Here is a 26,950-nt window from a genome sequence, read left to right as displayed (position 1 = left end):
TTATTTCCCCCACGAAAAACTGTTATTTTGCTCAACTGAAAATTCTTTGACTTCTGTATAGTCTTTTTTATTCATCTTTTCAAGGCCAAGAGCTAACAAATAATTTATATAAGCATTTGCAGATTCTACTCCTTGTGACCTCTCATAAGCCTTATAAACCTTGGTAAGTGTTCGAGCAACTTGAGTTTCTAGAAATTCTTTTGACTTAAGCAAAGTAGTTTCTTCTCTAACTGTCTTCAATTTTGTACGCTCCTTTGTTTGAATATATTCATTCCACCATGAAACAGTTTCCCTTCTAGATTTTTTGGTATCTATTGAGTATTTATCTGATAAAACAAAACGATAATGACTTGCTAATACAGAGAAAAACAAATCTTTCAATGGTTTCTTCATAGCCATATTTTTAGCAAATAGCACAGCCTTATCTCCAAATAGTCTCAGCTCCGAACGAACCCATGAAGAAATTCCTATGTCGCTTGCTTTCTCTCCTTGTTCCATTAATTTATTATATACACCCCACTGTTGAGAGTTACTTCCTTTTTTCCCAATATTTATAGTTTCTCCAACGATTTCTCCATCTTCAAGTCTGCCAGTTTCATGATACTCATATTTTTTTGAATAGCTAATGCATAGACCTTGTTTACAATATTCGTATATTTTCTGAACAGATAAACTTTCATCATAAATATCATTTGCTACATCTAGCCTTGTAAAATGAGCACAATCATTTAAATACCTACTTACTAAAGCGCTCCAGTTATTAAACGAACCTTCCATAAATTGTTCATATTGTCTACACCCTTGCCCTCTCATCTCGGTAAATATTCCCATTCCATAATTCATTGAATTATCATCATTAAGAGAAAAATAAACCTTGATATCTGCATAAGCAAAATGATGATTATATCGGTTTGTACCGTACAATTCAAGAACAAAATCATTAAAATTTAATTTTAATAGTTCTTCAATTACATATTTACAAGATTTCATATAGTCGACATCATCAACTGGTTTAACTGTATTAGCAAACCAGTCAATAGTGACTGTATTACTCCTCTTCAAACTCTCTCACCTCTAATTTAATACTATCGAAACATTCTCTTGATTTATTCCATTTTGGTTTAATAACATAGTCTGTCAAAATAATATAACGAGTTAAACCTTTTTCTTTAAACATTTTAACTTTTTCTAAATCACCGAAAATTTCAAATACAAAGTCTTTTAATTCATCTAACTCAGAGACCATGCCTTTTTCTTCTAAGAATTGAGCCAGTTCCCCGTCTTTAGAGTAAATCGTATAACCTTCAATTCTATCAGTTCTTGTGTTTTCTCCGTTAATTTCAACATACTCAAATTTTTCTCTAGCTTTTGTAAAATCAACTCTTAGTATTTTTGGAATTTCAAATTGCTCCTTGTCAAATTCAAATTCACCTTTAATAAATTTTGTTGCTGTTATTTTAAATTTTTCCATTTTTATATTTCCTTATCTATATGTTTGATAAAATTTCACAATCTTTTTCCACTTGCTGAAATATCCTTGTCTTTCGGCAAAAGACATCAAATAGGCTCTATTCCCTTGTGGTTCTAAGCACCAATACGATTTCGTTCAATAAAATGCACTCCGTACCTACTCTCCCAAGGGTTTGAAGGCTCTTCAATGTCTTTTAGACCTACCTATTAGAGATTGTAGGTCTATTTTCTACTAAAAGTTTGTGAAATATCCTATGTTACTGATAGGTGACTAGTACACGCTGGTACACGCTGGTACACGCTGGTACACGCTAGTACACGCAGTCGCTGGCTCACGCTTTCGCTCCTGCTACTAGCTACCAGCTACTAGTAACCTATCCTTAGTTGCTAGTGACCGCTAGTGACCGCTAGTGACCGCTGGCGTCCGCAGTCGCTGGCATTCTGCTTTCGCTCCTGCTACCAGCTACTAGCTACTAGCAACAAGAAACTAAATTCGCTAAGATTCTAGTCTTTGAGGAACTTTTCGTCAAAGACTTTTTTATACAATCATAGGCTATGTACCTCTCTTCTTGTCAAACATTGTATAGTTTGGTATAATTATTTTAAGTACACTTTGTGTACAATTAAAGTGTACCATTTGTGTACATTTTTTGTCAAGAAAAAAGTACACTTTTTGTACAAAGGAGGACTTATGGCTACTTTTTCAGAACGACTTAAAGAATTACGAAAAGAAAAACAACTAACTCAACAAAAATTAGCTGACGATTTAGGAGTAAACCGAGTTAATATCACTAGGTGGGAAAAGGGAAACATAGAACCAAATTTAGCACAACTTGGTAATATAGCAATTTACTTTAATACAAGTATAGACTATCTCACAGGAAAAATAGATAAAGAATATAAAGATATAAGCCAACAAGAACTTAAGGCAATGTCTGAAGATGAAATGGAAAAGATTATCGGAAGTGCTTTATTAAGTATAGAAACCACACTCAAAGTTGGACGTTTACATGGTGTTCCTAAATCAGAAATGCTTAAATTATTCAATACTGATAAGAATAAAGAATTTTTCCCATACATCGAAAGTGTAATAAACAAAATATATTCTGACACCAATTTAGCACCAAACGAATCAAATCACACTATTTTAGACTAGCTTATTGTACTATCAATCACTGTTAAATCACCTATTCTAAAGAGTCAATATCTGACATTTAGTGAGTGGGAATGATTTATAAACATGATTTGAAGTGAAATGGTTGATTTAACAGCATTTTCAGTTATTATAAAAGGTTAAAAATAAATCAAAATTGATTGGTTCCCCACCAAAAATCCCACCAGAAATATTCTGATGGGATTTTTTATAGTAAATTTATCTATTTCAATATTCTTAATAAGATAGATAATCTCCACTGCAGTTGATAAAACTCAAAATCATGTTCAGCCATTATTAGTTGAGTTTGTATATATACTTTATCGATAGAATCTATATTTTCCTTCAGCTTTTTTAATATTTCTTCTGTATTAACACTATTCATGACTTTATATGAAAGCTGATAATCTATTGTTTCATTAATTAATGCTTTAAGTTGCTCACTACCAGTTTCCTTATATAGCAAGCAATATTTCAACAAACTTAAAAGCATTAAGGCACTATCTTTTGATATATCATCCAAAATTGATAATGAACTATAAATCAATAATTGATATGCTCCATAAGACAGGAAAAACTTTTCTATCACTTCATAAAAACTACCAGAGGGGTGGCTTCTCTCCAATAACCACGTAATAAAAGATGAGATAATAAATATCTCGATGAAATAAAGAATCCAGTGTTTAAGTCTTTGACGGTTAAATCTAGTCATTTATAAAATATTATTCTTTCTAGCTTATGCTACAGCAAAGCAATGATATAAACATTCTAATTTGTTTAGAGGTAAAAATTCTTTTATTTAACCTCTTATGCCTTTATAGGTTAATTGCATTTCTTATCATAGATTATATCTACATTATTTTGAGCATTTGGAATAAATACATTGAATTCGGTAGTAAACGATTTTTCTAATGCTCGAGCGTTTTTCCCCTTGAAACAAGTATCACCTTTTATCTTAGCTTCTATAATTATACCTCTAGGAAGGTATTCAAATTTCTTACAGTTTGATTGTCTACATTCATTTTCATTAATTTTAAATACAGAAGTAACGCGATATAGTATAGCCGTATTATCTATTTTTAATGTATCTAGAATCATTTTTTCAAAGTAGTACATTCCACAAGCTATTTTGTTTGAATCCATTGTATTCGCTCTATTACACCAATTTGTAATCATGACAAAGTTTTCACATTTACTATAATTAAAACTCTCAGAATATTTGATTATTGAATCTGCAATTAGGTGTCCCCTGTTAAAAGTATCTTTTTGATAACAAGCTTTTGTAACTGTATCTGTTTGTCTCCCGTATACATTTTTCGGTTTTTTCGACCAGTTTAAATATTTGCCTCTATTTTTATCTTCATTTTGACTTTGAGATTTAGAAATGTCATTAGTTAAAGTTTCTTCAATTTTGTAATCCTTAGATAATCTTACTTCTATTCTTCTAATAAAACAATTTATTCCCGAACTAGTTTCCAACTTAATTTGATAATTACAAAATTTAGGCTTATTTTCTTCGTTGAATATTTTATTGTTGTTTAGAAAATAAAAACCCCCACTATGATATTTGGATTTTTCAAGTAATTCCTTTAACTCAAGGTAATCATTGTAGGACTTTTGAATCGCATCTTCAGAAGGCTTTAATTCATAAGTATACGTATCACGATTGCCCATTATATTCCTCCCTTATTAAAAGTATAATCCGTTTTCCTCTATTAATCGTATGAAATTCTGAGAACTGATATAAGAAAAGGGGACTCATACCCCCCTCTTCAAAGATAAAAAAATCCACTATCCTACCCAAAATATTTATCTACCAATTCCTTAATCCTACCTTCTTTGGCAGCTGGAATTGTATCTGCTAGAACAAAGTTCTTTCTACTGATATCTTGGGAAAGGTTTCCAAAGATAAAATTAGTTGAAATGTTATAGATAATTTCGGACGGTGCAAATCCATAAACTTGGTTTTCTAGGATATGTTTTAAGCGGTCTCCAGGATTTGGAAAGGCTTCTTTCAAGCCATTGCTGTTATATAGTCGCTTAACAAGTTCAGCAATATAGAGACCTGACTTCATGTACAAATCAATAAATGTCTTAGATGGATCATCAAAGATTCCTGGGTTTTCTTTTTCAAGATCATCTACCATCCTCTTCACCACACGTTTCGGAGTGAAAATCTGGTTGGTTTTCTGTGGTGGAATATAGTCAAAAATATCTTCTTTTTGATCTTTAAAATAATCTGCCAACTCCTCTTTCTTGCGAAGAAATTCTTGAATGGCCTCATCGAATGTTGCTCGATCGAATAGATGTCCAGCAAAATCTTGCCCACCATCTCTTAGATAACGAAATTGGTCAATCGTAATACCAGTCACTTCAAAGAAGACATGCTCAGGAACAAAGGTGTCAAAATTATCAAGTGTTAGAGATTGATCACCATAGGCCATGATAAAGCTAGGAATTGTTCGTGCAAAGCCTCTAAGGTGATCACGAATCTCATCCTGAGCTGATTGTTTCAACTGTTCCACACGTTTTATCTCAACCTGTTCAATAAACTTCTCAGGCATCTTTTCCACTTCTTTTTTAAGTGTTTGTTCCAGTTTTTCTTTGTGAATGAGATTATTTTCTTCTATACGTTTTTCAAGATCTTCTTGAATCTTATCTTTCTGATCCTTTTCATTTGTTTCCTTGAGTTGTTGTTGCAACTCTTCCTTGATATGAGCTTCAATAATTTTACGTTCAATCTCATTTTTTCGAACTTCGTTCTCAAATGTTGCTGCAATTTGTTTCTTGATTTGTTCTTTTTCCCTCGTTTTAAGGTCATAGCCTGCATCCAATTCTTCTACAATCACTGGAGAAACTGTCTTGCTTAAGTCATTGACTAGCTGTTTTTGAGTTTTGTCCTCATCCGTACTGACCAAATCTGTAACGGACTGACTAAGTCTATAAATTTTTTCACCAAAAAGTCGTGTCTGTTGATTGATCACGATTTCATGGTCAACAACTGCATTGCCCTCATCATCCACTGTAACATCTGAAAAATCTAGTAGATCAGAAGATGTTTGTAACTTGCCTTCCTTTTCTACTGGTAGTTCATTTAAAATGTCTAGAACGGTTTGACTGGCTTGGAAAATGCCACTAATATTATCGAAAAGGAGATTGGACATAAATCCTCGTTTGAGGACTTCTCTAGCTTTTATTTGACGAGGTATAGTCAGAACTGCCTTAGCATCAATTTCAACCATCTTGCCTGCACGGTCTTCTGCTATGACAGGGAAGAAATTTAAGAGTTCTCTGATATTTTCTTCGCGAGTTGCTGAAGTTCCTCCACCTCCTGCAGTTGCAAGTGATAAGTTATTCGCAAACTCATCAAAGAGAATCAGGGTTCTTTCTGGCGCAAAGTCAAATACATAGGCTCTTTCTTTGCGGAAATGATTTCCTTTGCTATCGCTCCATGAGTATGGATTTTGAGCACGGAAGGCAGCTTGCATATAAAGCGCAGGTGATTTCAAGTTTGATAACATCAATACGCCTGTCCATTCAGGAATCGTCACACCTGTCGTCAACTGACCAACGGAGAGGGTAATGGTTTTGTCATTCTCTGCTATCGCTTTTCTAACCAAGTCCAAGGATTTGAGTTTGACTTTATCGTCATCCTCGGACATACGCCCGTCACCAGCAGCTAACACAATCTCATAGTTTTCATAGATGGGATGTTCTTCTAGTAGAACTTTTAAAGCTTTAGCTGAGGCTACACGTTCTAGGAGCCAAAAAGTATGCTTGAGTTCGTTCCGAAGTTCTTTGGTTGAAAATGGATATTTTTCATTGCTTGATAGAGTATCTAACCAATTTCTGACATCTTGCTCATGGATAAATTTCCCTTTATCATCTGTAGCGAAAAATTCACTCAAGTCAAAAGCATAGTCGATGTTCTCTCCATCGAGCTGAGCCCCTTTTTCTAACTTCTCACCAATCATCTGAGACATTTGATAGGTAAAGAGATTTAACTGAGGCAAGCTTTCATATGGATTTTCCTCTTCTTGTTCAGGAGACCAAGTTGATTTGGCAGACTGTTCATCCGCATAAGACCAGTTGTAGATCTGCTCCTCGGTAAATTCTCCCTTAGCTAGTGCCTTAAATGGAGTTCCTGATAGATGCAAGGTAAAGTTTCGACGGATTTTATTAAAGGCCTGATCTGTCTTGAAGGTATCAACTCCTTCGTGAGCTTCATCGATAACCAACAAATCCCAATGAAGGTCTGTCACCCATTTGAGTTTATTGTGCTCTCCACCAAGATAAGCAGAGCCTTTCAAGTCTTGGAGACTGATAAAAGCAAGTTGTCTTACATCGTCATCTAAAATGCCAACAAATTCTTTTCGTGACAAGGTTGGCCGATTTTTAAGACTGTCTGTTTCTGAAACAAACTTGTAAGTCGTTTGGCCTGCTATGAATTTTTCAAAATCATCATACCATGAGTTAGCTATTGCAGGTCGATTGGTTACAATCAGGACATTGACAGCATCCATTCGACGAGCTAGGTCATAGGTAGATAAGGTTTTACCAAAGCGTGGCTTGGCATTCCAGAGGAACTTACCTCCTGGATGATTCTTGAAATAAGCTAAGGTTTTAGAAACTGCTTCTTCTTGCTCTTGTCGCAGAGTATAGTCCTGTCCTTGTCCAGGCTGATAACCTGACAAATCATGCTGAACAAACTTATCAAAAAGATTTTTAGATTTCTCAGGTGTCCCATTAAAGTAAAACCATTCCGTCTTAGGGCGACGTTCCACATCATGGAAAGAAAGGAAATGGTGGAAATCATGGTCCTTAAAAGTCTTTCCCTTATCAGGTTCTTCCGTATAAGCTGCATCACCAGTCCATAAGACATCTGTATCTATATGAGCAGTATGCGTTTGTTCTTTAATCCGTTTCGTCACATCACGCTCAGTATACCCAATCTTAATCCAGCCCTCATTGCTTGTTACCGTAGGGGTGGTGTAAGCATAGATTTTAGGATGAATCTCTTTAGAAGTTTTAATTTCTACCATCAATCCATCTCCCTTACATGAGTCTCAATAAAGGAAATCTCTTCAGGAGAAAGATCATATTTTTGATAGAGCTGACGGTCAATATCAGCCACTGATTGTGTCCAATCAATGTCCGAATTGACCGTAAAGTCTTGGAGAGGGACTTTAGCCCAAGTTGCTGGAGGATTGTCTTGCGTCAATTTCAAAATACCTAACATAACTCTAGCAAATTTAGTTTTAATATACTTAAAACAAGCCTCTGCTTCTATTTTTGTGTCAAACTTTCCAATAGATATAAACGTTTGGGAATACCCGATTAGGGGTTCCCCGATTAGGGGTGTTGATAGTACTTCCCCTAATGCACCGCTACCATTTGCCTTTGGTAAAATAATTTTCCAAAAGAGCAAGTTAGGATGCTCTCGTAAATATTCTTTTTTTAGATATTTTACAGAGCGCCCGTTTTTCTCTCGTCCAATTATTTGAACATATTCTGTCTTCGAATCTACTTTATCTTTAAATACCTCAGGGTATCGTTCAAAAATATTTGTAGAAACAGCTTTTCTGTGACTTAAATCAGTTCTAGAGATTAGTTCCGGAAAATCTTCAAACATAATGTCTGTCAACTTGTGACTATCTGAGCCATACATAATTCCTGATAGTGATGGTTCTTGAAGCTTTTTAACTTTCCTATAGATACTATCAAGTAAAGGATCGGAGATGAAAGTCTCGATAGCTTCAAATTCTTTATTCTTATCATGATACGTAATCACAACACCGCCTTTAATATCTGTCCCAGGAAAAACTTTATTACTCTTTAATTCATAGAATTTAACTTTTAAATGTCTACTATTTAACATTTTATAATTCCATTTTTTGGGAGTTCCTCCTGTGTTTGCAAGGAATCTAGCTGGAGTAACTAACACAGTTTTATCTGAAATTTTATAAGATTCATCTATAAAGAAATGATAAATAGGCCTTGTTTGAGTATTTGCTCCTTCAATTTCCTCTTGATACGGCGGATTTCCTATCACGACATCAAATTTCATTTCACTTTCCTCACTAGATAGGCACTCAAAACCTATCATTTTATTCTTTTTCCAGTCTTTGATTTGGGTTTTAGATTCTTCTGCTTCTTGAACTTCTAGCTCATCTGAAAACAAGCTTAGCTGTTGAGATTGCTCTTGTCTAGCTGAGTAAGGACTGATTCTATTCAGTCCATCCATCTGAAAGACATTGTAGGATATAATAGTCGCAATTTCTTTCTTTTGCTCTAAGGTCGGTTGATTTCCAGTCTTTGCAAGATAGTAGTCCTCAAAGGTCGCTAATAGATTTTCACGCGCCAAAAGCAGCGAATCCCCTTGATACTCATAGCCATAGGAAGCACGATAAGCTTCTTTTACAAGTTTATAGAAGGTAGCTTCATCTGAAACCTCACGACTAAGGCATTGCAATTTTCTATCAACAAAACCAACTCGTTCAGATAATGGAATTTCCTCACCAGTCACTGTATCATAGCGAGTAACCATATAAGGCGCTTCACCACAGGTAATTTCTAGCCAGCGCACTTGGATATAATCTTCAAGACCCAGAGCTTCAAGTTCAGCTTCCACGTAGCCATTTTGCTTTTCAACTAACCAAGTTGGCGTAAAAACTTCGGCTCTAATCTTGGTTCGGTCTTTTTGTTCATACTTAGACTTTTCTGATCGGGGTTGAATCAAGTTTGCATAGGTTCCCGTCACCCTACTTGGAGTGATGCGATCACTTGGAGCAAAGCCCTTTCCCAACAATTCATAAGAATGAGTCGCCCAAACAATATTTTTCTTGGTCGTTCGATCTTTTAAAAGAATTTTTAATAAGTCAGCCGACTCCATAGCCAACTGTTCTTCACTAATATCTATTGCCATAAAGCAACCTTTCTTGTTTTTAATGGAATTTCTAAAAATACGTATTTTTCATTTATTAATCTATTATATTTTACCACAAAAACACACTGAGATACTCGTCCCAGTGTGTTTATTTCTTTTTAAGATAACTTCATCAAAAAACACCTGATAAAAGCCTAACCAGCTCTACTTCAGGTCTTTTATTTTTATTGATTTATCTTTTGTTCTTTTCTTTTATTTATAGTATACTCATATTAAAAGTATATTGTAGGAAAATTTAAATGAAAGATTTTTTTGCAGGATTTGGTGAATTAAACCTTGTTACTTATCTGATATACGTGTGCATTGGCCTCGCTCCTCTCTTTCATATCTTTATTATCGGATCAGAAGTGAGTCCTGGAAAATTTGTTTTAACCATCTTGGGTATCGTTTACGTTATCGTTTTAACGATTGCTAAAATTTATAGGAAATTTTTCTGGAAATCATCGTAAAGAAACATAAAAATCCCATCAGAATATTTGAACCACACCTACTTTAGTCTAATCCTAACAGTTCTTAGATTATAAGAAAAAACACTTGATTGGAAAGCATATAGCCCACATCAAGTGTTTTTTTACTTTATACTACTGTTCTTTTGATTTTCTATTGCTTACTACTAATCCAAATCCAGCCATCAATAACCCAAGTCCCATAAGACTTTGATTTCTAGTATCATTGCTTCCTGTTTCAGGAAGTTTAGCTGGTGCTGGTTTGTAAGCAGTAGGTTCTGGTTTAGGAGTTACTTTCTGCTCCAAAACTGGCACTGTTGTACGACGTTCCAAGTAGAATTGGTAGCTGTCTTTTGTTACCTTGTACTGACGTCCCTCACTGACTGTTTCCACAATCCATGAAGCTGCATCCTTAGTTAAAGAGTCAGCCAAGTTACGATCAATAGTCATTAATCGACCTTCAGATACAAAATCTTTATAGTTTCGTTGATTATACAAGGTTGTCGCTACGATTCTATCAATACCAGCTTTTTTCAGAGTTGTTAATGTCTCAGCGATAGATGGAATTGACGGATCTTCTTTCATCCTAGCATCTGTTAACAACACCACAAACTTTTTATTTTTTGGTGACTTAGACCAGTCGTAAGTAGAAACAATCTTTGTGAGAGCAGGAGTTGCTGTTTCAGGAGAATCTCCCCCATGTGCAATCTTAATTTTTTCTAAGGCTTTTTCAAGTTCAACTGGATCTGTTGTAAAATAAGTCTCACCAAATTTCGTTAGAATTGTATCTTCGTCAGTTTTTCCTAATCGACGTCCGTATACTTCATCACTATATGTAGCTAATCCAAAACGTGCCGCTACTCCATCTTTGGCAAGATTTCTTGCAAACTCATTGACATTTTTACGAACAGTATTAATAGTTCCTCCCATAGATCCTGAACGGTCAACCACGAAAACAATATCAGCTGCTCCTGCTTTTTTAACAGTTGGTAGTGTTTTAGTTATTTCCACAGTTGTTGTCTTGTCTACTCGTTCGTACTGAGTATAAGAATTTCCATCTTTATCCTTAGCAGCTACAGTATTCTCTTTTGTCGTAGTTACAGGTTCTGGAATTTTTTCCACTTTTTCTGGAGCAATTTCAGTTTTAGTTACCTCAGCTACAGAGGTTTCAATATGGACTTTCTGATTGCCTTCTTGACTTTCTTTGACATCAATAGGTGATCGTTTGGTAGAAACCTCGATTAAATCTCCTGGTTTTGCTTCTGATTCTTTTACAACAGGTTTCTCACTTTCTGCTGCAATTTCTTCAGTTGCAACTTCAATAGGTGATTTTACTGTTTCACTTGTCTTGACACTTTCACTCGAAACAGGTTTACTTGTTTCATCTGCAGAAACTTGTCCAAGCTGAGCAAAGGCAAAAAGAATCGCTACAGAAGCCAATCCAACTTTCATTTTACGAAATGAAAAACGTTGTTGTTTCAATAATCCTTTATCCATAAGAACCTCTTTTCTTTTTCAGATTTAGACATTTTTTTAAATCTGTTTACTTGAGAATAACATAAATTACTATAGTTTGCAAGTGTTTTCCGTTTTATAGTTAACTATCCAAAAACCTTATAAAGTCGGTGTTTTAAAAGCTTCTCATTTCATTTATCAAACCATTTCAAACTTGATACTTATATTATCCTATAAATATTAGCTAACAAAAAACAGTAAAACCGACTTGGTTCTACTGTCTTATTTTTAAAATGTTTGGCGTTTGGCTTTACGCTCTGCACGTCCACGAGCACGACTTTCTGCACGCTTGGTTTTACGACGTTTTTCATCGACCGCCCACTGGATTTTTTTCTTATAGCCTGGCTTGACTTTTTTCTTTTTCTTTTTAACCAAGCCAATCATTTCGATGTCCAGTTTTTCCTGTTTCTTCTCACGATTAGCACGGCGGTCACGGTCATAAGTATCTTGGAACTCTCCGTCTTTAACCATCTTAGGAGTAAACTTGATTCCTAGTTTTTCCAACTCACGAATATCTGAGTCATCACTAGGCTGGTAAAGTGTAATAGCTGTTCCTGGTAAACCATTACGTCCAGTTCGTCCGACACGGTGAACAAAGAAAGACAAGTCTTGTGGAATGGCATCATTGATAACGTGGCTGACACCCTCAATATCAATACCACGCGCAGCCAGGTCAGTTGCTACGATATACTCAAAATCAAGATTTTTGACCTGATTCATGATCCGTTTACGTTCACGAGGAGCAATATCCCCATGAATCTTAGCAACCTTCAAGCCTTGGGCTGTTAGGTAGGTATGCAATTCATCCGCACGAGTTTTTGTATTGACAAAAATCATGGCTAGATAAGGCTGCATGACTTGAGTCAACTCATAAATCTGAGCATTCTTGTCACGACCCTTGGTCGAAATCAACCAGTTATCAATGGTATCTGAGATAACTGTTTTGGTCTTGATTTTTTCCATAACTGGATTAGACAAGTATTTTTTCAAGAATGGTTGCAGTTTTTGCGGAATAGTCGCTGAAAAGACCATAAACTGTAAGTCTTTTGGAAGACTTCCTGCAATCTTATCAACTGTTTCCAAGAATCCCATATCCAAGGTCATATCAGCTTCATCGACTACAAAGGTCTTAGCCTTGTGGATAGCCAAATCGCCTGATTTTACCAAATCATAGATACGACCTGGTGTTCCGATAACAATATGGGGCTGGTTGCTTGCCAGTTTGTCAATTTGGCGCGCCTTATCTGTACCACCAACATAGTTCACAACACGAATCTCTACTTCTGAGTGTCCTGCAATCTGACGAGCCGCTTGGTAAATCTGCGTTGCCAACTCACGGCTAGGAGCTGTGATAACTGCCTGCACGCTATCGCTCTCTTCATCCAACTGTTGGAAAATTGGAAGCAAGAAAGTATGAGTCTTTCCAGAACCTGTTTTTGATTCACCAACCAAGTCGCGACCTGCTAGGACAATAGGAATCAACTTATCCTGCACCTCGGTAGGAGTCGTAAACTTCAATTCCTCCAAAGCTTCTTCTATATATTTTTTAAATTTAAATTTCGTAAATGACATAATATCCTCGATTCTATCTATCTACTCATTATACCACATTTTGATGCATTTCAGTTAAACTTTCATTTTAGATAAACTCACTGAAATTTTAAAATGTACCCGAATAAAGACAAGTAAAATACTCTCTGTCCATCCTAAACAAAGAGTATTAGATTTTTACGAAAGCTTCCACTCTTTTTTTAGCCAATCACAAAAATGTTGATAGCGTTGGTCGAGAGCTTCATGATGCCCATAAGCATCAAAGGTGGAATATGTTGAGGGAACTTTCTCTGATATCAGATCATGAAGTTCCCCTGCAAAAAGAGGAGCCTTAGACAGACGATTGGAATGATTGGCACCTTCTGTCTGACCATTTTGCAGATAAATAAGGCTTTGGCTCTGTATCAAAGTATGTTCCCTGCAAAAGTCTATAAAGTCTGGATACCAGAAGGAACCACAGATAGAAAAGATACAGGTCACAGGAAGATGATTACTATAGAGACTATAAACAGCTGCAAGACCGCCCAGTGAATAGCCACCATAAGCACTCCTGCTTTCATCTATCAAGTAGGATTTTTTTAGAGTTGTTAGAATCCCTTGAAAGATCTTTTGATGGTATCGGTCTAGTCTTCCACCAAAATCTGGAGCACCTTCTTTCAAAGCTCTAGCTTTCCAAGGTGTAAAGTCATCCAGACGGTTTTCTGGAATCAAACCTACCAAAATCACAGATTGGGATAGGTCTGACAAATAGTCCAATTGCCCATCATTTAACAGAACCATTGGGTAGGCTTGTTGAGGATCATAGTTTGAAGGAAGGCTGACCCTTACCTGAATCCCTTCCCAGTTAAACTCCTTATTTCTTGAGAAAGTCATTGATTTTTTCAAGGGAATCAATCACTGCAGGACCGTAATCCATCAACTCATCGTAAGAGATGGTCATGATTTTTTGGTTCTTGATTGCTGGGACATTTTCCAAAACAGCATTTGCCTTCATCAAATCCACTGCTTTTTCATCCAACTTTTGATTGCGGTCGCTGGTTACATAGATAATCAACTCTGGATCCATTGATACTAGATTTTCCAAGGTCAAACCAGATGTTCCTGTTGCGACATTTGTGTAACCAAGTTGGTTGAGCAAGCTTTCTTGAAGGGCTGACTTGTAGGCACCAAAGGTTTCGTCGTTATAAGCAACCATAATCAAAGCTTTTTTCTTTTCACCCTGTGTTTCTGGGTTAGCTTTTTTAACCGCATCGATTTTAGCTTGCAATTGCTCTGCGTATTGATTAGCCTTGTCTTGGACATTAAAAATGGTACCAAGATTCTTCACATCTTCTACGATATTTCCCAAATCCTGTTGAATATTTGAAAGTGAGGCTTTTTGCGTATAAACAGGGATTTTATTTTCATTCCAAGCACTGATAGTTCCCATTGACTTTTCAGAGAACATCATGTTCCGTCCCATCAAGGCATCTGGTTCATAAGAAAGAACTGTTTCTTGTGAGACAGATTTTTTATCACCAATATGAGGGATAGCTTCAATGGCTTCCTTGTATTTACCAGTTACAGCATTATCAGGATTGAGCATACCGGCAATTTTATCCTTCAAACCGAGTTCAAGTAGGATTTCAGTTGTTGAGAGGTTGTTGGTGATGACCTTTTCAGGTGTCTTTTCAAAGACTTGTTCGACTTCATTTCCTTTGGCATCATAAGTTTTGATGGTTACAGGATAGCTGGTTTCTGTACTAGCCTTTTGACTTGTCTCTGTGCTTGATTGTGTGGTAGCTTTTTCTGTTGCACTATTTCCACAAGCTGCTAAAGTTAAGGTAGCTACTGTTAGGAGCAATATACTAAGTGTTTTTTTCATGATTTGTTATCCTTTTCATTTTTTATAAATAGTGAATCATGGCTTGCTGATCTTCTGTCCAAGTAATCTGACTTTGGACGTCATAGATAGTCTGCAATGACTCGGGTGTGATGGTCTCTTTTGGAGTCCCTTGGTAAACAATCTCTCCTTCTTTCATTAGGTAGAGATAGTCTGAATAGCGACAAGCTAGCTGAATATCATGTAATACTGCTAGTACATTGATATTGAGATGTTTGACAATGGTTAACAAGTCTAGCTGGTACTTGATATCTAAATGATTGGTTGGTTCGTCTAAGAGCAGGAGAGTCGGTTCTTGGGCCAAGGCACGTGCCAACAAAACCCGCTGCTTCTCTCCTCCTGACAAAGAAGAGTAGAGTCGATTTCTCTTTTCAAACATATCTACCTTGACCAGAGCATCCTCAACCAGAGCAAAATCTCTGTCTTTTTCTTTTTGTAAGAAAGAGAGATGGGGCGTCCTACCCAGCATGACGATTTCCTCAACCGTACAATCAAACTGGAGTTGATTAAACTGCGTGATGACAGCCATCTGCTTTGCCGTTTCCTTGACGCTCAATTGTTCCAGTGGCTTTCCATCTAGATAAATCAAGCCCTGATCAGGCTTTTCCTGTCGATAGAGGAGTTTCAATAAGCTAGTCTTCCCACTGCCATTTGGTCCTAAAATGGTATGAAATTGGTTTCCCTCAAGTTTAAGTGAGACTCCTTTGAGAATCTTTTTTTCTCCTATTCCAAAGTGAATATCCTGGCACATTAAGTCCATATCAGACCCTCACCTCCCTTCGTCTACTTCCAACCATGTAGATAAAGAAAGGTGCACCAACTAAGGCTGTGAAGATACCAATCGGAAGTTCAGCATTTTGAATCAAGACACGAGCAAGAACATCTGCCCAGACGACAAAGAGGGCGCCTAGTAAGGTTGCAATTGGAAATAGCCTCCTGTAATTTGTCCCAACCAAACTTCGGGCTAGATGAGGTGTGATGAGGCCAACAAAACCTATAATCCCACAGGTCGATACAAAGATTGCTGTCATTATAGCCACAATCGTCACATAGAGATACCAGTAAAAACGCAAGGGAACTCCCAAGGTCAAAGCCGCCTCATCTCCCATCATCATGGCATTAAAAACACGATATTGGGTTGAGAAAAATAAGAAAGCTATTCCCACTACTACTGTTGGCAAAGTTAAGTGAGCCCAGGAGGTCCCCGCTAAAGAACCCATGGTCCAAAACTTGATGGTCATAACGCTATCAGCATTGGCCCCGATAGAGATAATAAAGTTTGAAAAAGCCAAAAATAGGGCATTCACTACCGTACCCGATAAGATTAAGCTAGAAGTTGTCATCCTGCCTTGCATGGAAGCAATCAGAAGGACTGCAAGAGTTGCTAAAATCGCTCCAAGGAAAGAGCCTAGACCAATCATGACCTTAAATCCAAGAATAATACTCAAAGTTGCTCCAAAGGTTGCCCCGGCTGAAATTCCTAATACATAGGGCTCTGCGATTGGATTATTGACTGTTGACTGCATGACACTGCCACACATGGAAAGGCCTGCACCCACAATCAATCCAAGAAAAACCCGTGGCAATCTCATATTCCAAACAATAGCAAGTGTAGATTTTGAAAGGTCTCCTATATCCAACGGAGCTCCCATCTTACTCAATATAATCCGATAGGTATCACTCAAACTAATTTGAACAGAACCCATAGAAACTGCCAGAAACAGAGAAATCCCCAAGGCTCCTAACAGGATAGCTAGTAAAAAACAATATCTCAGGTTTTGATGGCTTCCAGAAAATTTGGAAAGCATGAACCCCTCCTTTAACAAAGATTAAAAATTTTGACAATTTTAATAAACAGTATACCACATTTCTAAATCATGAGCAAGACTAGAAAAATACACACAAAAAAGCCCTCTGAAGTCAGAGGGCTGATTTGATCATGGGCTAAAATCCTAGTAAACTAAAAAATCTCCACGATCAGAAAAGTCTATATCGTGCCATTTTCATACATGATGTATAGTCCAAGTAGAATGAATACTAAGGGCACAATGATTCGCTCATATTTTTCAATTGTCTCGGATATTAACGGCATAGAGGATAGCACACGACTAAGCTCGCAAAAGATAATTATGCCGATTGCAAACACAAGCAACGCCACGAGTGTCTGTGACCAATCTAACGAAGCAAAATAAGGTATATAGATACCTAAATTATCTCCGCCAGACGCAATTGTCAGCAATGTAACTGTCCAAAACAGTTGATTTGCCTTGCTTTGTTCTAATCTTTCAATAATTTCTTCCTCTTCTTCCTCACCTTCTCCAACAATTGCAAAGCGAATCCCTAAATAGATAGGGATTAAACCAAGCAATCCAACCATCCATTCTTCAGGCACGAAATTAACGACATAAGCAGCAACTAAACTCGCCCCTACAAGTAAGCCTGTGCCTAGATATTGCCCCGCATAAATATGCCATTTTTGTTTATTCTGTGATAGCTGTGCAAATAAAATAAATAAAATAATTAAATAATCGATACTGGTGGAAATATAAACACCAATAGCAGATATGATTGTCTGTCCCATAAAAACCTCCTGTATTAGTCAGTAATAAATCAGCAGATTTTAGGAGAGCACAGACACATTAATTTAGCTATCGCTAATGGGTAATGTCGAACGTAGGAAAGCATTTTACTCCTCCTCAAAACGTAGTTACAAAGTAATTTCTAACTGGAATTCGGTGACTACTTCCATGTAAAGTATAACATACTATACTTTACTTCGTAAAGTGTGGGCTCTCCGAGGGTCTTGCAGACTACTACCATTTGAGGTTTTTGTAGTCCTATTTCAACTAAATTGACTCAAGCGCAAGGTTTTTGTAGTCTCCAAAATTGTGGCCGATAAAACCTCAATAAAAAAGCTCCCTGAAGTCAGAGAGCTTGATTCTTACTGGATAAAACGTTTATAGACTAGACGGCAAGCCGAAGATTGTACAAAAATGTTAGTGAAACAAAAAATCTCCCCGAAGGGAGATCATTCTGGTTTATTTTACCTTACAGTGCTAGGAACCGTAACCGAAGATTATACTTGAGTATATCGAGGTAAGGTGACAAAAATAAAAAGCTACTCAACTAGAGTAGCCTTATTTTCAAGATGTGCTCAATTGAACACGGCCTAAGCACTTGACAAAAACAAAAAGCCCTCTGAAGTCAGAGAGCTTGATTCTTGCTGGATAAAACGTTTATAGACTAGGCGGCAAGCCGAAGATTGTACTGATGGTACATCGAGGCGAAGCCAACGAAGTATAGAAACGTTTTAGACGCAAGATTAGCGACGAAGTCCAAGAGAGTTGATCAACTCACGGTAACGGTTAACGTCGTTTTTACGCAAGTATGCAAGCAAGTTACGACGGCGACCGATTTTCTTCATCAATCCACGGTAAGTAGCGTGGTCTTTTTTATGTTGTTTGATGTGTTCGTTAAGGTGGTTGATTTCCCAAGTAAGGACAGCAACTTGAACCTCTACTGAACCTGTATCACCTTCGTGACGTGCATATTGTGCAATGATTTCATTTTTTTTCTCTTTTGAGATTGCCATGATGTTTCTCCTTTTTATTTGGCTTCATCCGAGTGACAGGTTGGCATGCCTGTAACCAAGAAGAAGTTATTTGTCTTTACGACAATTTCTATTCTACCAATAACTAAGTTCTTTGTCAACTGATTTACTGTTCTTACCGCAAATGTGCTATAATAGTTATAGGAAGGATATCTAAGTTGACATCTTGAAAAGAGAGGTGATTACCATGCGTAAATTCTCGCAATATCTCCCCTACTATCTGGTCATATTATTCTTTTATTGGCCACTTTACCAGCTGTTATTATGGACTATTACTGAAAACTATATCTTGAAGGAGCTCACCATCGGCAACGTTATTATCTTCTCTCCACTGGTGACTTTCATAGTATCACTATTCTACTCTTATCGTTTCAAGTTCTCAGTTTGGTGGTTAATTGGAGTTGGATTTCTCTTTTGCTTTACCATCATTACTTTCGGAGAATTTATCCTTCTCTACTTCCTAGCCTATGAAATCTTTGCCCTCGCGGGTATGGCTGTCGGTGTAGCTATTAAGAATCTAGTGCAAAAACTGAAAAGGAAAAAACTTTCACAAAATCCTTGAAAAATCTCACAATCATGCTATAATAATGCATAGAGACAAGTCGCTTAGCCCCTTTCTACCAGAGAGTGCGTGGTTGCTGAGAACGCATAGGAAGCCTAAACTGATACTACTCTACTGACTTTTATGCAAACATAAAACGGTGGCCACGTTAGAGCCAATCAGAGGTGTCCCTCTTTTTCGAGGAACATAAATGAAGGTGGAACCACGTTGCGACGTCCTTTTTAGGATGTCGCTTTTTGTTTTTCTTGATTTAAGACTGCAAAATAGGGAAACACCTCTGCTCTAGAAATAATGGATAACTAATATAAGGAGAAAACCATGATCAAAATTACTTTCCCAGATGGCGCTGTTCGTGAATTCGAATCTGGCGTTACAACTTTTGAAATTGCTCAATCCATCAGCAATTCCCTAGCTAAAAAAGCTCTTGCTGGTAAATTTAACGGCAAACTCATCGACACTACTCGTGCTATCACTGAAGACGGAAGCATCGAAATCGTGACACCTGATCACGAAGATGCCCTTCCAATCTTGCGTCACTCGGCTGCACACTTGTTTGCCCAAGCTGCTCGTCGTCTCTTCCCAGATATCCACTTGGGTGTCGGTCCAGCTATTGAAGATGGTTTCTACTACGATACAGACAACCAAGCTGGTCAAATATCTAACGAAGATCTTCCTCGTATCGAAGAAGAAATGCAAAAAATCGTTAAAGAAAACTTCCCATCTATTCGTGAGGAAGTGACTAAAGATGAAGCGCGTGAAATTTTCAAAAACGATCCATACAAGTTAGAATTGATCGAAGAACACTCAGAAGATGAGGGTGGCTTGACCATCTACCGTCAAGGTGAGTACGTTGACCTCTGCCGTGGCCCTCACGTGCCTTCAACTGGTCGTATTCAAATCTTCCACCTTCTTAACGTAGCTGGTGCTTACTGGCGTGGAAATAGCGACAATGCTATGATGCAACGTATTTACGGTACAGCTTGGTTCGACAAGAAAGACTTGAAAAACTACCTTCAAATGCGTGAAGAAGCTAAGGAACGTGACCACCGTAAACTTGGTAAAGAGCTTGACCTCTTCATGATTTCTCAAGAAGTTGGACAAGGGCTTCCGTTCTGGTTGCCAAATGGGGCTACTATCCGTCGTGAATTAGAGCGCTACATCGTCGACAAGGAAATCGCTGCTGGTTACCAACACGTCTACACTCCACCAATTGCCTCAGTAGAACTTTACAAGACTTCTGGTCACTGGGATCACTACCGTGAAGATATGTTCCCTACTATGGATATGGGAGACGGGGAAGAATTCGTTCTTCGTCCAATGAACTGTCCTCACCATATCGAAGTCTTTAAACACCACGTTCACTCTTACCGTGAATTGCCAATCCGTATTGCTGAAATCGGTATGATGCACCGCTATGAAAAATCTGGTGCTCTCACAGGGCTTCAACGTGTACGTGAAATGTCACTTAATGACGGTCACACTTTCGTAACACCTGAACAAATTAAAGATGAGTTCCAACGTACGCTTCAATTGATTATAGATGTTTACGAAGATTTCAACTTGACTGACTATCGTTTCCGTTTATCATATCGTGATCCTCAAGATACTCACAAATATTTTGATAATGATGAAATGTGGGAAAATGCTCAACGTATGTTGAAATCAGCTATGGATGACATGGGACTTGACTACTTTGAAGCTGAAGGGGAAGCAGCCTTCTACGGACCAAAATTGGATATCCAAGTTAAGACAGCTCTTGGTAAAGAAGAAACTCTTTCTACAATCCAGCTTGACTTCTTGCTCCCAGAACGCTTCGACCTTAAATATATCGGAGCTGATGGTGAAGAACACCGTCCAGTTATGATTCACCGTGGGGTTATCTCAACTATGGAACGCTTCACAGCGATCTTGATTGAGAACTACAAGGGTGCCTTCCCAACATGGCTTGCACCACACCAAGTAACCCTTATCCCAGTATCTAACGAAAAACACGTGGACTACGCTTGGGAAGTAGCTAAGAAACTCCGTGACCGTGGTGTCCGTGCTGATGTGGATGAACGCAATGAGAAAATGCAGTTCAAGATTCGTGCTTCTCAAACTCAAAAAATTCCTTACCAATTGATCGTTGGTGACAAGGAAATGGAAGAGCAAGCCGTAAACGTTCGCCGTTATGGTCAAAAAGAAACAGAAACCATGCCGGTAGATGCATTTGTAGAATTGATTCTTGCAGATATCGCCAACAAATCACGAGTTGAGAAATAAACCGATCACAATCTGAGAGACATTTTTCAGTAAGAAAAAGCAACAACTATTTCAGTTGTTGCTTTTTTGTATTTTGATTAAGCTGAGCTAGTAGTGATTGATCAAACCACCACAAATAGTATCCTCATCAACAATCCTTTCTACCCACTAATTTTTGAGTGTAGGATATCCTCCCATGATTTGCTTCCATGAGTTAGATAAGTTGACTATCCTCAGTCCTTGTCTGCTTCATTTTCTTTTGCGCGATCGTTTTGTAAATCTTTTTCAGAGAGTTTTTGTTCGATATACTTGTCAATGTTTTCGTAAAATTCCTTAATCGTCTCACTATCTAATTTTGCCGAATTATGGAATTGCTTGACTTTCAATTGAACAGATTGAATACCGTAAGAGGCTTGTTTTTGGCGAATGGTTTCTAATTCTTCTTCTGAAATCGGATCTCCAACAACCGTCAAGACCAATTCATTATTACTTGACTTGTAGACTTGATTAATGACCGTATGATTGGCGAACTCATTTTCTACAAACTGTTTGATCCCTTCTTTTCGTGCTTGATCCATCGTCAGAGTGACTGCTGAATAGCTGGCTGGAAGAACCAATAATACAATCAAGGATATCAGCCCAATTCTCATTTTAATGTTTAGCTCTTTAAATGAACTTAAAGGAGATTTTCTCATTAAAATTCTTGTTCCAACAATATTGGTTAGCATGATAAAGACACAGTTGATCAAGAAAAGATAGAGAGCCCCCAATAAAAATCGTACATTCCCATTAGCTAAACCATAGCCAGCAGTACAGATAGGCGGCATCAAAGCTGTAGCAATGGCTACTCCTGGCACGATATTGTTTGCTTCTTTTTTCCTTGAACCGATCACACCAGCAATCCCACCAGCAATAGCAATGAGAACATCCCAAATGGTTGGAGAGGTTCGTGCGATCAACTCGCTACTTGCATAAGACAAGGGAGAAATCCAGAAATACAGAGTCGAGACAAGCAAACTGACCAACACTTGAGTCAATAAAACCTCTAGAGATTGCTTGATTAAACGCGTATCAAAAATAGCTAAACCGAATCCCAGTCCAACAATCGGTGTCATGAGAGGTGAAATTAACATGGCTCCAATAATAACAGCTGTTGAATTCATATTTAGACCGATAGAGGCAATAAAAATTGCACACATCAAAATCGCTGTATCTCTCAATCGAACATGAAGGTCATCGTATAATTTCTCACGGTATTCCCGTGTTGAATAATTGGCAGTCATTTGTCCTCTCCTCTTTCCTTATTTAAATCGGTATAATAATTAATAATAACAGCTGATAAACAGCCAAAAAATATGAGCCCATAAATCGTCAAGAAGACACTGGTAATCCTTCCAATCAAGGTCACAGCTAGGAGATCCCCGTAGCCGACAGTCGTCGAAGTCACAAAAGCATACCAAAGACCGTCTCCGTAATTTGTGATAGCAGGTTCAACTAGGAAAAGCACGCCTCCTGACCCAAAAACAAAGGTCACAAAACTCAGAGCAAACCGAGTAAAACCCGTAACCTGTATAATATGCCATAACATTTTTAAACGTCTCATTTGTTCTCCTTATTCATACTAGCTCCTGACCGAGCCGTTTTTTCCAATAATCAAAGTGAAGATAGGACATGATCTCCATCAGAGAAAGATAGACAAACTGATAGATCTGATTTAAGCTGATTATCAACTGATATTGTTTGAAAAATGACTGGAAGAAAGACCAGATATGACTGTCTTGAATCAGTCCCTTCTTAACATCAGACAGGATATTAGCTAAAGCTCCCAAGGACTGAAACGGTAAATCCTTGACATTTATATAGATCCGGTCCACCACATCATTCAGACTGGTATCTTGGATGGCATGAAATTCTCCAAAGAGAACTCCTGCCGCTCCAAGAGTAGAAACAAATTCCACCAAATAATTTCTGAGGAAATTTTCTCAACCTTTTCCCATAATGTGTTTAGTGTCATCCATAACGATCCCAACCAGAAAAAGGAAAGAAAATAAGCAAAGAAATTTTGCCGTAAATCCCAAAAAGCTTCAAGACTTGGTGTTGTTGGTTTTTCTAACTCTAAAATCAAGATGGTCATAATAATTGCTAGAACAGCATCTGTTGATTCTTTTGAACATTATCTTTTAAATATCCATCAGTCCATCCTAGATATTATATCAAAAATTTTACATTCTTTCTCTGAAGAAATCAATTCATTTAAAAGATAGAGAAAGGAAGAAATTTTTGTATCCTTATCCGAAGAAGAAAAACGATATCTCCTCTGAAAGTAGATACCTTTTTAATGTTTAAAGATGATGAGTTTGTAGCAGCAATCCTAGCTGATATCGCCAACAAATCACGTGTTGAGAAATAAGAGATAAAACCTGTACAAAATCCCAGCTACTAAAAAAGAGGCTGGGACAAAAGTCCTAGCCTCTCAATTGTCTTTGGATTGCCGAGCAAGACGCAGTGGTTGAGTGGGCTCTACTACGCTGATTTCATCAACTTTTACAGCCCTACTCAACTGTGCGGAGGTGGGACAACGAAATCGAATTCTAACGAATTAACGATTTCTGTCCCACTCTCTTTTTTGATGTTTCTGTTTTTACATTTGAACAATTCTACGATAGCTTCTTGAAGTAATCACAAAGATTAGGACATAAACTAAAGCAAAGATACCACAAATAGAAAGTGTTACACTTAACATCATAGCTGTATCTACTACCCCAATGACCTTAAGAATCAAACTTAACATATGATAGGCAAAAGCCAAGTGTAGGAAAGCAAAGATTACAGGGAGGAAGAAAACAGTCAAGACCTGCTTGTTAATGGTTTGTTTGATTTGTTTTTGATCCAAGCCCACTTTTTGTAGGATGACAAAGCGTTCACGATCCTCATAACCTTCTGAGATTTGTTTATAGTAGATAACGAGTACAGTTCCAATCATAAAGATGATAGAGAGGAAAATACCAATAAAGAGAACTCCTCCAAAGAGAGCATTCATTTGGGCAATTGCGTCACTTGCAGTGCCTCCACCATAAACCATGCCGTCTTCATTTTTGAGATTATGACTAAAATTATTTACAAACTCCTCAAAATCATCAGATAGCTTTAACTGTTCCTCTAGACTAGCTGTTACATCCATACCACCGTAGAGCTGTGTGTATACAGCTGAATCCTGGTACTGTTCCAAAAAACTTTGAATATCAGCTACTACAAGATAGTTATAATCCGATACCAATAGTACATAGGGATTAGAAACATGATTGGCAATAAAATCCTGCTGGATTGCTTCCTTGATTGTATAGTTCTGATTGTTCAGACTAAATGCTTTCTGATTTTTAAGTTGGTCATTTCGAGCCCAAAGTCCTACTTCGTTACCAGTAAGGTTCAGCTTTTGTCCAGTCATTTTTTCATAATCTTTTTGGTCAAAAACCAGGAAGACTGTCTTAGGCATGACATTGTTTTGCCCTTTTTCAAAGATGGTTAATTTGGTCCCGTCTTGACTCGAAAGACCGAAACTTGCATAATTGAGGACGTCCTTATTGCTGATGGTTAGGTTCTTTTCGCTAGCGTATTGAGTCAAAAGCTTGTCTAAATCCTCAACTTCTACATGTTGTCCCTTAACATCAAAATCGTGAGGATACATGAGTTTTTTCATATTCTCAGATCCGTTGTAGATACTAGTAGCTGCAGACATAGTAACCAAAACCATGGTTGAAAGGATGGCAATGGTTGCTAATCCGACAGCATTTTTCTTCATACGAAAGATAAGGTTAGAAACAGAAATGAGATTATTAGGTTGGTAGTAATATCTCTTGTTTTTCTTGAGCAACTGTAAGAAAACTGTAATACCAGCATTGAATAAGAGATAGGTCCCTACAATAACTAACATAACCGCAATAAAGAAAGTAGCGACAGCTTTGAAAGCATCTGTTACGCTTAGTGCTAGGTAGTAGCCACCACCTAGAGTAATTAGCCCTACAAGCGTCTGAAGAACTAGGAAACGCCCCTTCTTCTCACCCTTCGCTTTTTCTCTAGAAAGCTGAAGAGCATCCATACGGATAATGCGTACAGCGTTCAGGAAAACGATGACTAAAAAGATAAAACCGAATACCAGAAGGATTGAAAGCACTACAGACCATTGGAAAGTTGCAACTAACTCTACCTTCATCTTTGCAAGTTTAAGTAGCAAAGCGAAAATCAGATTATCAAAGAGGGCACCAATTCCAATCCCGGCAGTGACTGTTACTAGCCCAAATATCAAGAGTTCCTTAAAGGTCATACCAATCAAATGGCGCTTTTCTAAGCCCAACATGCCATATACACCCAGTTCTTTGGAGCGATTTTTCATGACAAAACTGTTGGCATAAAGAACGATAATGGCAGATGCAAGTGTCACAACGACAAGCCCTAGTTGTAGGGTAAATTGTATAGCAGATGCACCACGTAAATCCACAATTTTAGGATTAAAGGCTAGAGAGTAAAAGAGATAGCTAATTGTGACTGCCAAAATGACAGACAAAGCAAACGGATAATAGAGTTTGCGGTTTTTGATTAAGTTGGATATGGCCAACTTATTGGTTAATCGAAACATACTAGTTCACCTCACTTGCCATAACAGTCAAGGTGTCAGAGATTTCTTGGAACATCTGACGATCCGTCTTTTCACCACGATAGATTTGATTGTAGAGAATACCGTCCTTGATGAAAAGAACACGTTTTGCACGGCTGGCCGCAGCTGTTGAGTGGGTCACCATGAGAATGGTTTGCCCTTGCTCGTTGATCTGATCGAAGATATCAAGAAGAGCTGCAGATGACTTAGAATCTAGAGCTCCTGTTGGCTCGTCCGCAAGGAGAATTTCTGGTTCTGTGATGATAGCCCGTGCAACTGCAACCCTTTGTTTTTGCCCTCCAGAGATTTCATAAGGGTACTTCTCCTGCAATTGATTGATGCCAAGATTTTCGGCCGTCACGACCAATTTTTTCATCATTTCTGTAATAGGCTTTCTAGACAATACCAAAGGGAGTAAGATATTGTCTTTAACAGAAAGCGTATCTAACAAATTGAAGTCTTGGAAGACAAAGCCTAACTTTTCACGACGGAAGCTTGATGCTTCAGAATTTTTAATGGTAGCTGTGTCAGTTCCGTTTAGGAAGACCTGGCCACGCGTTGGCTTGTCAAGCATAGCAAGAATATTGAGTAGAGTAGATTTACCAGACCCAGACTCACCCATGATAGCGACGTAGTCGCCTTTTTCAACGGTAAAGTGAATATCTTTCAGGGCTTCTACTTGATTGCCTTGAAAGCGAGTTTTATAAATCTTTTGAACGTGTTTTACATCTAATAGTGTCATTTTAACTTCTCCTTTTTAATATCCCATAAATTGAAACTGAGCTTGCATCATTTCGATGCCGATTTGAACTCGCTCGATATCCCTTGGACTCGGCTTACTTGTTTGTTTCTTTTGTAAAATTGTTTTCATGGTTCCTCTCCTTTTTCTTTATGCTCTAAGTTTACTCCAAAAAAAGAGGGCT

Annotated in this window: 24 protein-coding genes; 4 read left to right on the top strand and 20 right to left on the bottom strand. The window is 37.6% G+C overall.

The window, feature by feature from the left end; genetic code table 11:
• Both ACORHT_RS03445 and ACORHT_RS03440 read right to left on the bottom strand, forming a co-directional pair.
• Nucleotides 1-1,062, bottom strand: a complete 1,062-nt coding sequence (locus ACORHT_RS03445; RefSeq protein WP_254723986.1) for a replication initiation factor domain-containing protein — start codon at nt 1,060-1,062, stop codon at nt 1-3.
• On the bottom strand, nt 1,049-1,471 hold the full coding sequence (locus tag ACORHT_RS03440) for a hypothetical protein (RefSeq protein ID WP_254723985.1): 423 nt from the start codon (nt 1,469-1,471) through the stop codon (nt 1,049-1,051). Before ACORHT_RS03440 ends, ACORHT_RS03445 begins: the two co-directional genes overlap by 14 nt.
• Before the next feature lie 690 nt (nt 1,472-2,161).
• Here ACORHT_RS03440 and ACORHT_RS03435 point away from each other — a divergent pair.
• Complete coding sequence (locus tag ACORHT_RS03435) at nt 2,162-2,626, top strand: helix-turn-helix domain-containing protein (RefSeq protein WP_247932913.1); 465 nt, start codon at nt 2,162-2,164, stop codon at nt 2,624-2,626.
• A gap of 220 nt (nt 2,627-2,846) precedes the next feature.
• Here ACORHT_RS03435 and ACORHT_RS03430 read toward each other — a convergent pair whose 3' ends face one another.
• From ACORHT_RS03430 to ACORHT_RS03415, 4 genes are all read right to left on the bottom strand, one after another.
• On the bottom strand, nt 2,847-3,335 hold the full coding sequence (locus ACORHT_RS03430; protein WP_434350615.1) for a hypothetical protein: 489 nt from the start codon (nt 3,333-3,335) through the stop codon (nt 2,847-2,849).
• Between the two features lie 110 nt (nt 3,336-3,445).
• A complete protein-coding gene (locus ACORHT_RS03425) occupies nt 3,446-4,297 on the bottom strand; it encodes a DNA/RNA non-specific endonuclease (protein WP_434350614.1) in 852 nt (283 codons plus the stop codon).
• Between the two features lie 122 nt (nt 4,298-4,419).
• Nucleotides 4,420-7,668, bottom strand: a complete 3,249-nt coding sequence (locus ACORHT_RS03420; protein WP_434350613.1) for a DEAD/DEAH box helicase family protein — start codon at nt 7,666-7,668, stop codon at nt 4,420-4,422.
• Entirely contained in the window at nt 7,665-9,548 is a 1,884-nt protein-coding gene (locus tag ACORHT_RS03415) for an Eco57I restriction-modification methylase domain-containing protein (protein ID WP_434350612.1), read from the bottom strand. The genes ACORHT_RS03420 and ACORHT_RS03415 overlap by 4 nt, the downstream gene beginning before the upstream one ends.
• Before the next feature lie 260 nt (nt 9,549-9,808).
• Between ACORHT_RS03415 and ACORHT_RS03410 the strand changes: the two genes are divergently transcribed.
• The gene (locus ACORHT_RS03410) at nt 9,809-10,018 is read left to right on the top strand and encodes a hypothetical protein (RefSeq protein ID WP_006148878.1); all 210 of its coding nucleotides are present in this window, start codon (nt 9,809-9,811) and stop codon (nt 10,016-10,018) included.
• Between the two features lie 132 nt (nt 10,019-10,150).
• Here ACORHT_RS03410 and ACORHT_RS03405 read toward each other — a convergent pair whose 3' ends face one another.
• The 8 genes from ACORHT_RS03405 to rpsO form a co-directional block, all read right to left on the bottom strand.
• Complete coding sequence (locus tag ACORHT_RS03405; protein WP_434350611.1) at nt 10,151-11,512, bottom strand: VWA domain-containing protein; 1,362 nt, start codon at nt 11,510-11,512, stop codon at nt 10,151-10,153.
• A gap of 246 nt (nt 11,513-11,758) precedes the next feature.
• Nucleotides 11,759-13,102, bottom strand: coding sequence for a DEAD/DEAH box helicase (locus tag ACORHT_RS03400; protein ID WP_434350610.1), 1,344 nt, complete (start codon nt 13,100-13,102; stop codon nt 11,759-11,761).
• Between the two features lie 156 nt (nt 13,103-13,258).
• On the bottom strand, nt 13,259-13,954 hold the full coding sequence (locus ACORHT_RS03395) for an alpha/beta hydrolase-fold protein (protein WP_434350609.1): 696 nt from the start codon (nt 13,952-13,954) through the stop codon (nt 13,259-13,261).
• Nucleotides 13,935-14,945, bottom strand: a complete 1,011-nt coding sequence (locus ACORHT_RS03390) for an ABC transporter substrate-binding protein (protein WP_434350608.1) — start codon at nt 14,943-14,945, stop codon at nt 13,935-13,937. Before ACORHT_RS03390 ends, ACORHT_RS03395 begins: the two co-directional genes overlap by 20 nt.
• Nucleotides 14,946-14,967: 22 nt before the next feature.
• Entirely contained in the window at nt 14,968-15,723 is a 756-nt protein-coding gene (locus tag ACORHT_RS03385) for an ABC transporter ATP-binding protein (RefSeq protein WP_434350607.1), read from the bottom strand.
• 1 nt (nt 15,724) lies between these two features.
• Nucleotides 15,725-16,771 (bottom strand): FecCD family ABC transporter permease, encoded by a 1,047-nt coding sequence (locus ACORHT_RS03380; RefSeq protein ID WP_434350606.1) that lies wholly within the window; start codon nt 16,769-16,771, stop codon nt 15,725-15,727.
• A gap of 179 nt (nt 16,772-16,950) precedes the next feature.
• Nucleotides 16,951-17,544 carry a CadD family cadmium resistance transporter gene (locus ACORHT_RS03375; RefSeq protein WP_434350605.1) on the bottom strand — a complete coding sequence of 198 codons (594 nt, stop codon included), beginning with the start codon at nt 17,542-17,544 and terminating at the stop codon, nt 16,951-16,953.
• A 741-nt stretch (nt 17,545-18,285) separates the two neighbouring features.
• A complete protein-coding gene (gene rpsO / locus ACORHT_RS03370) occupies nt 18,286-18,555 on the bottom strand; it encodes a 30S ribosomal protein S15 (RefSeq protein ID WP_001018251.1) in 270 nt (89 codons plus the stop codon).
• A gap of 205 nt (nt 18,556-18,760) precedes the next feature.
• Between rpsO and ACORHT_RS03365 the strand changes: the two genes are divergently transcribed.
• Nucleotides 18,761-19,135, top strand: coding sequence for a hypothetical protein (locus tag ACORHT_RS03365; RefSeq protein ID WP_434350604.1), 375 nt, complete (start codon nt 18,761-18,763; stop codon nt 19,133-19,135).
• Between the two features lie 318 nt (nt 19,136-19,453).
• Nucleotides 19,454-21,397: a threonine--tRNA ligase gene (gene thrS / locus ACORHT_RS03360; RefSeq protein ID WP_281334640.1), complete on the top strand. Its 1,944-nt coding sequence runs from the start codon at nt 19,454-19,456 to the stop codon at nt 21,395-21,397.
• 212 nt (nt 21,398-21,609) lie between these two features.
• Here thrS and ACORHT_RS03355 read toward each other — a convergent pair whose 3' ends face one another.
• From ACORHT_RS03355 to ACORHT_RS03330, 6 genes are all read right to left on the bottom strand, one after another.
• Complete coding sequence (locus tag ACORHT_RS03355; protein WP_281334641.1) at nt 21,610-22,659, bottom strand: DUF389 domain-containing protein; 1,050 nt, start codon at nt 22,657-22,659, stop codon at nt 21,610-21,612.
• Nucleotides 22,656-22,979, bottom strand: a complete 324-nt coding sequence (locus ACORHT_RS03350; protein ID WP_001253404.1) for a potassium channel family protein — start codon at nt 22,977-22,979, stop codon at nt 22,656-22,658. The genes ACORHT_RS03355 and ACORHT_RS03350 overlap by 4 nt, the downstream gene beginning before the upstream one ends.
• A 13-nt stretch (nt 22,980-22,992) precedes the next feature.
• A complete protein-coding gene (locus ACORHT_RS03345; RefSeq protein ID WP_000397556.1) occupies nt 22,993-23,334 on the bottom strand; it encodes a hypothetical protein in 342 nt (113 codons plus the stop codon).
• Nucleotides 23,259-23,510, bottom strand: coding sequence for a TMEM175 family protein (locus ACORHT_RS03340; RefSeq protein WP_281334642.1), 252 nt, complete (start codon nt 23,508-23,510; stop codon nt 23,259-23,261). The genes ACORHT_RS03345 and ACORHT_RS03340 overlap by 76 nt, the downstream gene beginning before the upstream one ends.
• A gap of 507 nt (nt 23,511-24,017) precedes the next feature.
• On the bottom strand, nt 24,018-26,009 hold the full coding sequence (locus ACORHT_RS03335) for an ABC transporter permease (protein ID WP_434350603.1): 1,992 nt from the start codon (nt 26,007-26,009) through the stop codon (nt 24,018-24,020).
• Nucleotide 26,010: 1 nt separating this feature from the next.
• Nucleotides 26,011-26,769 (bottom strand): ABC transporter ATP-binding protein, encoded by a 759-nt coding sequence (locus ACORHT_RS03330; protein WP_006152604.1) that lies wholly within the window; start codon nt 26,767-26,769, stop codon nt 26,011-26,013.
• Nucleotides 26,770-26,950 lie beyond the last annotated feature (181 nt).

It is taken from the genome of Streptococcus sp. KHUD_014 (assembly GCF_051106275.1).
Taxonomy (GTDB): Bacteria; Bacillota; Bacilli; order Lactobacillales; family Streptococcaceae; genus Streptococcus.
Note: the sequence above shows the minus strand (reverse complement) of the source record. Positions and strands in the feature narration are given on the sequence as shown.